Raw genomic sequence first — 12,583 nt, forward strand, 5'->3', positions numbered from 1 at the left:
TTCTTACTAAATTTGATTTCATTTTTTTAAATTAAATTTCATAGAATATCTAACTACAGTATATTCAATTTTAGTGAGATGATGTATAATAAAAGTGTTGGGTAGTAATGGGGGAGTGATGAGAAATCTCATCCAACTCCCATTTCATACTATCTCTTTTGGTCTATTTTTTAACCTCATAGTCGGCGTCGATGGTGTCGTCATCCTTAGGATCCTGACCTTGCGCATCCTGTTGTTGTTGCTGTTGAGCCTGTTCTTGCTGGGCTTGCTGATAAATAGCAGCTCCAACTTCCTGCACAACTTTGGTCAGTTCTTCGGTTTTTGCTTTAATGGCTTCCAGATCATCTCCACCAATAACTTCCCGGAGTTCCTTGACCAGTCCTTCGATCTTGGTTTTCTGGTCAGCCTGGACCTTGTCACCCAGTTCATCCAGGGTTTTCTCGGCGGTGTAGATCATGGAATCGGCATTGTTCCGGATTTCCACTTCTTCCTGACGTTTTTTGTCCTCGTCGGCGTGCTGTTCAGCTTCTTTGATCTTCTGATCAATTTCATCCTCGGATAATTTGTTAGGGGCGGTGATGGTAATGGCCTGTTCCTTACCAGTTCCCATATCCTTGGCAGATACGTTGAGAATACCGTTAGCATCTATATCGAAGGTTACCTCGATTTGGGGCATTCCACGGGGTGCTGGTGGTATTCCAATCAGCTGGAACCTGCCCAGAGTGGTGTTTCCAGTGGCCACTGATCTTTCACCCTGCAGGACATGTATGTCCACTGAGGTCTGGCTGTCAGCAGCGGTGGTGAACACCTGACTTTTCTTGGTAGGTATGGTGGTGTTCCTTTCGATTAACTTGGTGAAAACTCCTCCCAGGGTTTCAATACCCAGGGATAATGGGGTCACATCTAAGAGGACCAAGTCTTTGATTTCTCCGGCGAGTACTCCTCCTTGGATGGCAGCGCCTACAGCTACACATTCCATGGGGTCGATTCCTCGTTCCACTGGTTTGCCTAGGTAGTCTTCCACGAATTTCTGGACGATGGGCATTCTGGTGGGTCCTCCCACGAGTATGATCTTATCCACATCACTTTTAGACATTTTAGCGTCGGATAATGCTTGTTCCATTGGTGCGGAGCAGCGTTTGATGATGGAATCAACCAGTTCTTCCAGTTTAGCCCGGGTTAGGGTGTGGGTCAGGTGTTTTGGCCCGTCCTGGGTGGCAGTAATGAATGGTAGGTTGATTTCGGTGGTGAGGGTGGTGGATAGTTCGATCTTGGCTTTTTCAGCAGCTTCCCTGAGCCTCTGAACTGCTTGGTCGTCATTCAGGACATCTACGCCGGTTTCTTTTTTGAACTCCGCTGCTAGGTAGTTCATGATGGTGGCGTCCATGTCGGTTCCTCCCAGTTTGGTGTCCCCACTGGTGGAGCGGACTTCGAAGACTCCTCCTCCGAATTCCATGATGGTTACGTCTAGGGTTCCCCCTCCGAAGTCGAAGACCATGATTTCCAGTTCATCTTCATTGGCTTTGTCAATACCATAAGCTAAACTGGCGGCGGTGGGTTCGTTGACCAGTCGTACCACATCCAGTCCGGCGATGGTTCCAGCATCCTTGGTGGCGGTTCTCTGGTTGTCATCGAAGTAAGCAGGCACGGTGATGACTGCTTTTTTTACCTCTTCTCCCAGGAATGCTTCTGCATCTTTTTTGATTTTTTGCAGGATGAATGCGGAGATTTCCTGTGGTGTGTACTGTTTACCTGAGATATCTACCTTGTAACTGGTACCCATCTGCCTTTTAATGGCGGTAATGGTTTTTTCAGGGTTGGTTACTGCCTGTCTCCTGGCGGGTTCTCCCACCAGGCGCTGTCCATCATCAGTAAAAGCCACGTAGCTGGGGAATGATTTACCGTACTGGGTAGCTCCCTCTGCACTGGGTATGATGGTTGGTTTACCACCCACCAGTACTGCAGCAGCAGAGTTACTGGTTCCTAGGTCAATTCCTATAATTTTTTCTGTTTTAGCCATACAAAATCACCTCTTCTTTTATATTTTTAATCATTTTTTTTACAAACTTTAACTTTAGAATACTTTATAACTTTAGAATTCAACTTATAACCTTTACAGAGCTCTTCAATAACTTGTCCATTCCCGAAATCATCATGGGCCTCTGCCATGAGAGCTTCATGCTGAAATGGGTCGAATTTTTCCCCTTCAGCAGGGATTATCTCCAGTCCCTCTCCTTCCAGGATGTTTTTGAGATTCTGGTAGATCATTTCCACACCTTCATGGATATCATCGGATTTACCTGATTTAAGGGCTCTTTCCAGGTCTTCATAGCTGTCTAATATTTTAAGAATGAGTTTTTCATTGGCATAATGAATTTGTTCACTTAGTTCTTTCTCGGTTCTTTTTTTAAAATTATCAAAATCTGCCTGAAGTCTTAATAGTTGTTCTTTGTATTGTGTTATTGTTTCATCTTTAGCCTGGATTTCCTCTTCCTTCTCCTTAATTTCATCATCTTTTTTCTGGATCTCTGACTTTAATTCCTTCAGATCGTCCTTCATCTGGGCAACATCTTTTTTATCAATCATTTATTCACCTTTATTGTGGGGATGGAAAGATAAGTAACTTTACCATTATAGTTACCAATGGTTATATAAACCTTTCTCTAAATCAGGGTTATAGTTACCAAAAGTTATATAAGACTATAGTAACCAAAGGTTATATAAACCTTTCTGAAAATAGAGGTTATAGTAACCAACAGTTATATAAAAATCTCTAGATATTTTTGCATTGGCAAATATTATTTAGATTAATAAAAATAATCTAATATTAATTGTAGATTAAATCCCAAATTAGAGTTTAAATTCCTAAAATAAAATCATCTGAAGGGAATTTTTAATTAGAATGGATTTTACATAATCATACAATTGATACATCAAAATCATACAATACATCAGAATCATACAATTTGATAGCCTCAGATAAAATTAAAATAAATTAAAGATCAACATGATTTTATACATTAAAAAAGTGGATTCAAAATGGATTTAGAATTATTACTGGATGTTATGGGCTGTAAAACCCGTAGGGACATACTTGACCTTTTACGGGATGAACCTCGTTTTGTCAGCCAGATATCCCGAGAACTGGAAATAGGTCAGAAGGCCATCATTGAACACCTGCGTGCTATGGAAAAAGCGGGTCTTTTAAGCTCAACATTCCAAAAAATAGAGCGTGGAAGACCTAGAAAATATTATGACATTTCCAATGATGTTGAATTCCAGATATTCATCAGTCAGGGTACTATTCGTGTAAAATTACCCGGCCATGAGTTCCAGGAATTGCAACTACTGGAAGAAAGAGCTCGAATGGGTGAAGATGTTTCATCTGATCTGGAAAACCTCATCGGAAACTATGATGAGGCCAAAAAACACGCAGAACTCCTCTTAAGACAAGTGGATGAAAGAAAAAGAGCTTTAAAAATACGTTCTTTAAATCTGCCAGTTATGTTTGGGGAAGAAGGGTCCTCAGAAGGAGGGTCCCAGGATGAAAAACCTTAAAAACTAGGATTAAATTAATCTGAATTAAAAAATATCTTTAAATTGACTTAAATTTGATATTTATTTTCCTTTAACTTCTTAGTGTAATTTTTCATCTGAATTTTAGTTTTCATAGACTAAAATTTTTCCCACATCTTAAAGCGGCTACTGCTGCCTGTCCCAGTGAAACAGAACCATCCCCAGCGCAACTGTTTTTATGCTGGATGTAAGTGTAACCCGCATCCTCCACAACTTCTTTAATAGTCATGCTGATGGCTTCATTGTAGAAAACTCCTCCTGATCCACCAATGATATCCACACCTTTTTTCCGTGCTGCAGTGATGGCCAGTTCAGCAAGGCCCTGGGAAACAGCCCGCTGAGCAGAACACGCCAGATCTTTAACAATGCTGCCTTCTAATTGGTTTTCCAGGACAGATATTAGCATGCCTGAAGTATCCAGAACATCTCTACCCTCCTTATGGGAAATTTTCAGAGGTATATTGAAAAGATCCTCACCACCATAGGCAGTAGATTCCAGTTTCATGGCACATTCCCCTTCATAAGTCCTTTCACCACAGATGTGAAGGCAGGCAGAAAGGGCATCTAACACTCTCCCCGTACTGGTGGTTTCAGTTAGATTGAACTTTTTCTGAAGCTGACTGGCCACGATATCCACCTCTTTTCCCTGGTGGGGGAAGTAATCAAGGTAGTGGGTTTTCATCAGATCCACAATTTCTTCCCTACTGTAATGGGGATAAAGCATGGCCAACATCATTCTGGCAGGATAACGGGTGGTTAAATCTCCGCCTGGCATCTTTTGAGGCATTAAACTCCCCATCCTTTCATATTTGGCTCCGTGGTAGTATAGTATCTCCCCGCCCCAGGCACCACCATCATCCCCGTAACCCACACCATCAGCAGCAATACAGATGAACTCATCCACACCCCAGTCCATTGATAGTGCCGCAGCATGGGCATGATGGTGTTGCACTTTTAAAACAGGACAGCTGAACCTTTCACCCAGTTCATGGGCCAGTTTGGTGGTGAAAAACTGTGGATGCAGATCACAGGCTACTGCATCAATATTCTCAGTCTGGGTGATCCCCATCATATACTCAATTGCCTTCTGGAGATAGAGGAAGGTATCGTACTTGGTGGTATCACCAATATGCTGGGACACGTAACATTTACCCTCTTTAAGAAGGGAAAAAGTAACATCAATCTCTGGTCCCAGGGCCAGAACATTCAAATCTGTGCTGATACTGGAAAAATCGTATGGTTCGGGAACATAACCTCTGGAGCGTCTGATAAATGCCAAATCACCTCCACGGAATCGAACCACACTATCATCGCATCGGTTAACAATCTCACGATTATGCAGGAGATAATAATCAGCAACACCATCCAGCTTACTGATTATCTCCTGATTTTGAGTGAGCATGGGCTCACCCGGCATGTTGGCAGAGGTCATGATATATGCCGGTGAATCAGTGTAACTAAAAAGCAGGTGATGCAGGGCAGAGTAGGGAAGCATAACTCCCAGGTTATGCAGATCCGGGGCAACATGAGGGGATAAATAATAATCTTTGTTCTTTTTAAGGATAACAATGGGCCTGTTTCGAGATAATAATGCTTCTTCTTCGTAATCTGCCACTTCACCGAAGCTCTGGACGGTAGGGATATCAGGGGACATGCAGGCGAAGGGTTGGTTCATTCTACCCAACCTTTTACGCAGCCTGATGACTGGAAGATCATCAATGGTACCTGCCACCAGATGGGTGCCCCCAATACCCTTCATAGCCAGCACATTGCCTTCATCCAGGAGTTTGGCTGCCTCTTTAAGTGGGTTATTTGATTCAACTCTTCCGTCACGGTAAAGGAAAACTTCAGGTCCACATACTGGACAGCAGGTGGCTTCAGCATGGTAGCGTCTGTCTTCGGGATCCTGGTATTCCTCTAAACAATCCGGACATAAAGGGAATTCTTCCATGGATGTACGCATACGATCGTAGGGGATGGAACTTGTAACTGTAAAACGAGGTCCGCAATCAGTGCAGGCAGTGAAAGGGTACCTGTAACGTCTGTCACCAGTTTTCATAACCTCTTCCATGCAACGGTCGCAGGTGGCTACATCGGGGGGTATAACTGAAGATCCAGAAAAGTTAGAGGAGCTTTCCAGTATGTTAAAACCAGTAAACTCTGGTGAAGTAATATCATCTAACTCTTCTATTTTCACTGAATCAATTTTGGATATGGGTGGTTTTTTAATCTTAAGGTCCCTGGTGAAGGTTTTAATATCTTCCTCATTCCCTTCAACTACTATTTCAACCACATTACCAAGGTTCCGCACGTATCCGTTAATCCCCCGAGCTTTGGCTATTCTGTAAACATTGGGACGGAATCCAACTCCCTGCACAATTCCCTGGACAAGTATACGTGCTTTTTTCAATTCAATACCCCTATAATAAATTTTATTTAATTATTAGGACTTCAGTTATCTAAACATTGTTGATCTGGAGTTATAAGTTCAGTTTATAGAATTCTTTTTAATACTCCAGCTTTATATATAAGTTTGATCAGGCAGTGATAATATGAAGAAAATACTCCAGGAACTAATCAATGGTAGATTATCAGTGGAAGAAGCTGAAAAAATGCTTAAAACCATGCAAATGGTTGAATTGGAGGATTTTGCAAAGATAGATACTGGGCGTGACCTTCGAACTGGGTTTCCCGAGGCTATTTTTGCTGAGGGTAAAGATGATCAGGATTTGATTAAGATCATCCAGGGGTGTGCAAAGCGTGGCCGGGTGATGGTAACCAGACTGGAAGAGGATAGATATCAGAATATCAAAGATGAAATCAATTTTATCCAAAATGGATCTCTTAAAGTGGAGTACAATCAAAAAGCAAGGATTCTAGTCCTTAAAGATGGGGAGATAGAAAAGCAGGGGAAAATTGGTGTTATCACTGCTGGCACTTCTGATATTCCGGTGGCGGAAGAGGCGCGTGTTGTTGCTGAGGAGGCAGGATGCGAAGTATTAACATCCTATGATGTTGGGGTTGCTGGAATTCATCGTTTATTTTCAAAAATCAGATGGATGCTGGAAGAGGATGTTAAGACTATCATCGTAGTTGCTGGTATGGAAGGAGCACTACCATCAGTGGTTGCCGGACTGGTGGATGTTCCGGTAATTGGAGTGCCCACATCGGTTGGATACGGCGTGGGAGAAGGAGGTTTCGCAGCGCTCAATGCCATGTTACAATCATGTGCCCCGGGAATAGCAGTAGTTAATATTGATAATGGATTTGGGGCAGCAGTATTTGCTGCTACTGTTGTGAAACAAACAATAATGGATTAAATCCAGTTTGCACGGATTAAATCCAGTTCGCTGTTTTAATTGGTTCTTGCGGGATTGAGTAAATCATCACTGAAACGGAAGATCACCAAAATGAAATATAATTAATTGCAGTCATGATTAAAAATACCAGAGCATACAATTTTTCGTTTTGAAGGTTTAAATAGTCCTTATTTAATAACCATTGCATTAAACTGGCTAAAATTACCATTAAAATAATTGCAAATCCAATTCCAAATAACACATCTGAAAAGTAATGTACACCGGCGAAAATTCGGCTGAAAGCCAGGATTATAGCATAAACCAGAAGAATTAATGCTAAAACTATTTTTTTCCAGTTTCTCTTAAATGTCGCATCATTGGTAAAAAAACAGATTATCAGGGGTAAGGTGTTTGAGAATGCTTGAAACGCATGTCCAGAAGGAAAGGAAAATCCACTTTCATAATATAAACTGTTGAGATCGAGATGGGCCACTTGGGGGCGTGGACGGGCAATTAAATCTTTTAAGATAGGGTCTATAATTGGATTCCCAATTGCAGAAGTCATTATGGTTAACAAAAGCACCAAACGGTATGGTTTTAATTTATCAATTTTAAATGAAGCAATGTATATGATTAAAAGTGGAAATCCAACCACGTAAAGCATATATTTGGTGTAATAATACCAGAAATCTGCAAATAAGTAATTGGCACGCAGGGAATTGAAACTGGCCACCAGCCAGTAATCAAAACCAGGAGTGAAATAGGCTATTAATGCACCTACCCATAAAATAGCGGCACATAAAATCAAAAACAACTTCTTTTTGCTCCTGAAATCAAATAATCTCAGTTGGGAAGTTTCAGGGGTGTTTACAGCCATTTATCATCCACTCTGGTTTAAAATCAGGTTTATAATTAGCATATAATGATTTTTAAGTTGATTGGTTGGAAATTGGCAACGTACTGGGATAAATTCATAATGGTGATGTGGGTTATTCTTCCCAGTTTTCCTCTTCTTCGCAGTATTTTTTACCCCACTCACATAATGAGTCCAGGATTGGTAGGACAGACTGTCCCTTAGGGGTCAAGGAGTATTCAACCTTGGGAGGTACTTCTGGATAAACCTTTCTGTTGATTATTCTGTCTTTTTCCAATTCTCTCAGGGTTTTTGTCAACATTCGCTGGCTTATATTGGGTAGTTTATTATTTATTTCACTAAATCTAAGTTTCCCGTCTTTTAACGAGCATAATACTAATGATTTCCATTTCCCGCCTATTTCATTAATGGCAGCTTCTACTGAACATATGTATTCATGATTTTCTCCATTCTTGGTCATGTGATCACCGGATATGTGAGGGCTTTCATTAGTACTAAGGTGTGTCTATTTATAGTGGATTAACTAATTAATGATATAACCACTGGACTAAGTATACTTTATGTAAGTATGTATGATCAGTGTCAGTACCTACTTTAAATACTATTAGTTACTTTTATATATTGTTGAAACTTTACCGAGGTGAAAAATATGCTAGCACAATTTGATTTACAACATTTCTGCTGTGGTCCTAAAGGTTGTCAGATAGAAGTTGAATACGGCGAAATGATGGACGCAGAATAAAAAAAAGTTCTTAATTTTTTTTATTTTTACTTAATTTTTCCTTTTTATTTTCAGCTTGGAGTTTTTTTCGCAATGTTCAGAGGATTTACAATGTTCAGAGGAATGGGTAAGGGGTTATAGAAATGAATGTTTTTGAAGCAATTGGTGAAAGAAAAAGCATTAGAAAATATAAAGATATCGAAGTAGAGGAAGAAAAACTCGAAAAAATATTAGAATCCGCCAGGATCGCACCATCGGCGGCAAACCGACAGGAATGGAAATTTCTGGTAGTGAAAAATAAAGAAACCCGTGACAAACTAATTGACGCGGCTCATGGTCAGAAATTTGTGGGACAAGCACCCATTACCATTGTAGCCTGTTCAACCGAGTCTGAAAGGGTTATGCCCTGCGGACAGTATGCTTACACTGTAGATCTCTCAATTGCAGTATCCTTCATGATACTCGAGGCCACAGAAATTGGCTTGGGAACATGCTGGTTGGGTGCCTATGATGAAGGGAAAGTTAAAGAGACTCTGGGCATTCCTAGCGACATCAGAGTTCCTGCAATGTTCACCTTGGGATATGCTGATGAAAATCCTGCACCAAGGCCGAGAAAGGCCTTAGATGACATTGTTTGTTACGAAAGGTATGAATAAAAATTTATTTAATTTTTTTTAAATTTATTCTTTCTCAGATCTTCTCTATTCTAATTATTTTCTCATTCTCTTTCTCTATTCTCATTTATTATACCTTTATCTCTTCCGTGGGGACAAACGTAAACGCACAATCCGCAAACTGCCCATTCTTCACCATCCTCTAAGTATTTTTCACACTTCCGGGCATCATAACGCACTTCCCGGGGGTCATCTTCCTTGAAATGAACACCAGTGAATGCAGAAACAGGACATATGTCCACGCATTCAGTGCACTCCCCACAATGTTCATCCATCACGCGTCCGGTGACTTCCAGGGGTGCATCGGTCAGTATGGTTATCCATCGTACACGTGGTCCAAATTTAGGGGTGACTAGAAGGCAGCTTTTCCCAATCCAGCCGTGTCCAGCCAGGCGGGCTGCTAGTTTATGGGATAGCACGGCACAGATCCGTTCATCATCGTATCGTTCCGATGCAGGTAGGGGCAGAGCATGAAAACCCTCATTCTGGATAAGGCTACTTACACGAGATGCAAGAAGATCCAGCCGCCGGTTGATTATATCATAGCCATGATGGCGATAGTTAACTGCCACTTTCCGTTCCTGTCGGTGGGGGAGCTGATCCACAATACTATCCATGATCCGAATTCCCAGGGAAATAGCCAGGGGGTAGGATGCAACCTCATCCCCACCCTGATCACGGATAAAATCCCTTGCCGATGTAAGATCAGCCACTCCATAAAAATCAGCCCCCTCTTTAAGGGCTAAATCTTTGATATTCTCATTTAGTTTGGTCTTTATATTCGATTTCATGGAATCATCTTCCACTTAAAATATTCTTTCACCTAACCATCTTTCATAGTATCTTTATCGGTTAAATTTCACCAAATTAATCCAGGTTAAAGCATTATTTCCTGCCATACAGCACTACAAAGTTATAGTACTTATAATAGACATCCACATCCTTGAACCCAATTTCTTCAAGCCATTCCAGGTTATCCTGAAGACTGGCAGGGTTGTCCAGTTCCATCCGGTCCATTATTATCTTTTTTTCAGATTCAGAAAGGGAACCAAGATCTATTTTTTCCATCCAGTTCCTCTGATATTCCTTTTCATTGGCAGAATGTGGTCCTAAGACCTGGTCCGCATTAATGAAGACTCCACCTGGGTTTAAGTGCTGGTAGATCTTCTGGTACAGGAACTCTTTATCATGGTGTTCCAGGTGATGGATGGATAGAGATGACACTACAATGTCAAATGTTCCTCCAAAATCATGTTTCAAATAATCCCCAACAATGTAACTGAAATCAGAGTCATTTTTTACAGAATCCTTATTTATCCGGGCCCTGGCCACTTCCAACATTTCCTTGGATAGATCCAGAAGAGTGAAATGACCCTCCCGGTAGCGTTCATGAAGGTAGCTGGTAAGAAGTCCAGTTCCAGCACCAAGATCCAGTATTTTAGCCCGGGAATTATCAACTGTGGCCAGATCAGAGGTTATCCTGTAAAGGTCTTCCAGGCAGGGAATCACATGCTTTCGCTGTCGGTCATAAGAAGAAGCACCCTGGCTGAATTTTTCCTTCAGTAACTGGTCAAGACTTTTTTCCTTCAAGAGAAATTCCCTCCTATTTAGTACAAGATTAGTTTTAAGATTAATCAAATAATCTCTGCTTTGTCTTAAATAATAATTTTAAACCTTATATTTAAAATTACCTTTCTTAAAATTACCTTTCTTGATTAGCTGTTTGTTCAAGGGTTATGGATCGAGGACGGAATCCGTAACGCTCATAAAAGGACACCGCATCCTGATTACCAACTGCCACCCGGACTGTCTTTTTCTTTACACCTTTTTTATCCATCCATTCCAAGGAGCGTTTAATCAGTTCATCACCAAAACCATGGCCACGGTATTCTTCTTCAACATAGATTGAATCAATTTCCCCCTCATTATCAGGGGAGATGGTGGTGATGCAGTAGGCCACCAGAAGTCCTGTTTTCTTCTCTTCCGCCCGGCCAATATGCATATCCCCCTCAAGGGATTTCTTTAAAAGAGCTTCTGCACGTTCGGGAAAAGTGAAATTTTCATAGTGCTCCTTGAAATCTGATTTTTGCTTGCGATGATGGTCATTCAGCTTCTCCCACAGTTGCTGGATTAAATCCAGATCAAAAGCACCAGTTTCAATAAATACAATATTAACCATATCCTCTGATCCCCCCAGAGCAAATATTTCCCAGAACACGTCGGTATGTCAAGGATGTTATTGATCTTTAAATTCATCTAAAGCATTTTTAAATATATTTAACCCTTCTTCCATTTCTTCTATGGATATATTCAAAGCTGGAAACATCCGGATTATATTACCCTGTGTGACATTTAAAATAAGCCCATCATCCAAACATTTAGAGTTTATAGTGGCTGCGGCATTATCATTCGCTAACTCTACGGCAATTAATAAGCCTTTTCCTCTCACATCTTTAATAATATTAGGGTATTCTTTTTTCAACTCTTTTAGTTCTGCAATTGAGGATTCACCAACATATTCAACATTTTCCCATAGTTTATTATTTAGCATATATTTGATAACAGAATATGCCACTGCGCAACCGAGGGGGTTCCCGCAATATGTGCCGCCATGGTCTCCTATTCCAAGTTTATCCTGTATTTCTTCAGTAAATGCAAATGCTCCAAAGGGAAATCCTCCTGCGATACCTTTTGCCATGGTCAAAATATCTACTTTAACATTATTTGACATGAACACTGGCCCTGTTCTGTAAAATCCTGTCTGAATTTCGTCTACTATCAAAAGAACATTATTTTCCATGCATAAATTAGATAAATTTTCAAGATAATCGGGATCTGGTACGTTGATTCCACCTTCACCCTGTATTGGCTCAACTATCACAGCAGCGACATCATTTCCTATAACTTTTTCAATTGCTGGGATGTTATTGTATGGAACGAATATATGGTTGGGAATTAGGGGATTAAATCGGCTTCTATGGACATTTTGGCCTGTTGCAGACACTGTACTGATAGTTCGCCCATGAAAACTTTTTTCTGTGGATATAATATTTAATTTCCCGGTTGCTTTCCTTGCAAGCTTAATTGCAGCATCATTTGCTTCTGCTCCACTATTTGAAAAAAATATTCTGGTTAAATTTTCAGGTAGTATTTCCTGCATTAAGGATAGAAGTTTTGACCGTGCTGGTGAATATGTTGCCCCTGAATTAGGATTCTGTATAATTTTTTTACTTTGATCACAAAGGGCTTGGGTAATTACCGGATTAGCATGCCCTATACTGGTTACTCCCCATCCTGCAGTAAAATCTATATATTTTTCACCATCTTCGCCATAAACATACACTCCTTCGCCTTTTTCTATTGATACTTTTGTTTTATTCGCAAAAAGAGCATAGTTATCGTCTTCAATTTGAAATGTGTCCCTAGTTTCAGCCATTGT

Annotated in this window: 12 protein-coding genes; 3 read left to right on the top strand and 9 right to left on the bottom strand. The window is 40.7% G+C overall.

Features of this window, described 5'->3' with window-relative positions; all coding sequences use genetic code 11:
• Nucleotides 1-163: 163 nt before the first annotated feature.
• A complete protein-coding gene (gene dnaK / locus HY987_RS06695; RefSeq protein WP_292756888.1) occupies nucleotides 164-2,020 on the bottom strand; it encodes a molecular chaperone DnaK in 1,857 nt (618 codons plus the stop codon).
• A 26-nt stretch (nucleotides 2,021-2,046) separates the two neighbouring features.
• Nucleotides 2,047-2,586, bottom strand: a complete 540-nt coding sequence (gene grpE / locus HY987_RS06700) for a nucleotide exchange factor GrpE (protein WP_292756890.1) — start codon at nucleotides 2,584-2,586, stop codon at nucleotides 2,047-2,049.
• Between the two features lie 453 nt (nucleotides 2,587-3,039).
• Between grpE and HY987_RS06705 the strand changes: the two genes are divergently transcribed.
• Nucleotides 3,040-3,558 (top strand): ArsR family transcriptional regulator, encoded by a 519-nt coding sequence (locus HY987_RS06705; protein WP_292756892.1) that lies wholly within the window; start codon nucleotides 3,040-3,042, stop codon nucleotides 3,556-3,558.
• Between the two features lie 109 nt (nucleotides 3,559-3,667).
• On the opposite strand, the gene hypF is transcribed toward HY987_RS06705, so the two are convergent.
• A complete protein-coding gene (hypF, locus tag HY987_RS06710; RefSeq protein WP_292756894.1) occupies nucleotides 3,668-5,986 on the bottom strand; it encodes a carbamoyltransferase HypF in 2,319 nt (772 codons plus the stop codon).
• Between the two features lie 142 nt (nucleotides 5,987-6,128).
• On the opposite strand from hypF, the gene larB reads away from it, so the two are divergent.
• The gene (larB, locus tag HY987_RS06715) at nucleotides 6,129-6,896 is read left to right on the top strand and encodes a nickel pincer cofactor biosynthesis protein LarB (RefSeq protein WP_292756896.1); all 768 of its coding nucleotides are present in this window, start codon (nucleotides 6,129-6,131) and stop codon (nucleotides 6,894-6,896) included.
• An 82-nt stretch (nucleotides 6,897-6,978) separates the two neighbouring features.
• Here larB and HY987_RS06720 read toward each other — a convergent pair whose 3' ends face one another.
• Nucleotides 6,979-7,752 (bottom strand): phosphatase PAP2 family protein, encoded by a 774-nt coding sequence (locus tag HY987_RS06720; RefSeq protein WP_292756898.1) that lies wholly within the window; start codon nucleotides 7,750-7,752, stop codon nucleotides 6,979-6,981.
• 112 nt (nucleotides 7,753-7,864) lie between these two features.
• Nucleotides 7,865-8,209: a helix-turn-helix domain-containing protein gene (locus HY987_RS06725; RefSeq protein WP_292756900.1), complete on the bottom strand. Its 345-nt coding sequence runs from the start codon at nucleotides 8,207-8,209 to the stop codon at nucleotides 7,865-7,867.
• 404 nt (nucleotides 8,210-8,613) lie between these two features.
• Here HY987_RS06725 and HY987_RS06730 point away from each other — a divergent pair, with 404 nt between their 5' ends.
• Nucleotides 8,614-9,126: a nitroreductase family protein gene (locus HY987_RS06730; protein ID WP_292756902.1), complete on the top strand. Its 513-nt coding sequence runs from the start codon at nucleotides 8,614-8,616 to the stop codon at nucleotides 9,124-9,126.
• 62 nt (nucleotides 9,127-9,188) lie between these two features.
• Here HY987_RS06730 and HY987_RS06735 read toward each other — a convergent pair whose 3' ends face one another.
• From HY987_RS06735 to HY987_RS06750, 4 genes are all read right to left on the bottom strand, one after another.
• The gene (locus tag HY987_RS06735) at nucleotides 9,189-9,935 is read right to left on the bottom strand and encodes a 4Fe-4S double cluster binding domain-containing protein (protein WP_292756904.1); all 747 of its coding nucleotides are present in this window, start codon (nucleotides 9,933-9,935) and stop codon (nucleotides 9,189-9,191) included.
• A gap of 94 nt (nucleotides 9,936-10,029) precedes the next feature.
• Complete coding sequence (locus HY987_RS06740) at nucleotides 10,030-10,734, bottom strand: trans-aconitate 2-methyltransferase (RefSeq protein WP_292756906.1); 705 nt, start codon at nucleotides 10,732-10,734, stop codon at nucleotides 10,030-10,032.
• A gap of 112 nt (nucleotides 10,735-10,846) precedes the next feature.
• Nucleotides 10,847-11,323: an N-acetyltransferase gene (locus HY987_RS06745; RefSeq protein WP_292756908.1), complete on the bottom strand. Its 477-nt coding sequence runs from the start codon at nucleotides 11,321-11,323 to the stop codon at nucleotides 10,847-10,849.
• 57 nt (nucleotides 11,324-11,380) lie between these two features.
• Nucleotides 11,381-12,580 carry an aminotransferase class III-fold pyridoxal phosphate-dependent enzyme gene (locus HY987_RS06750; RefSeq protein ID WP_292756909.1) on the bottom strand — a complete coding sequence of 400 codons (1,200 nt, stop codon included), beginning with the start codon at nucleotides 12,578-12,580 and terminating at the stop codon, nucleotides 11,381-11,383.
• Nucleotides 12,581-12,583 lie beyond the last annotated feature (3 nt).

It is taken from the genome of Methanobacterium sp., assembly GCF_016217785.1.
In the GTDB taxonomy this organism is placed as follows: Archaea; Methanobacteriota; Methanobacteria; order Methanobacteriales; family Methanobacteriaceae; genus Methanobacterium.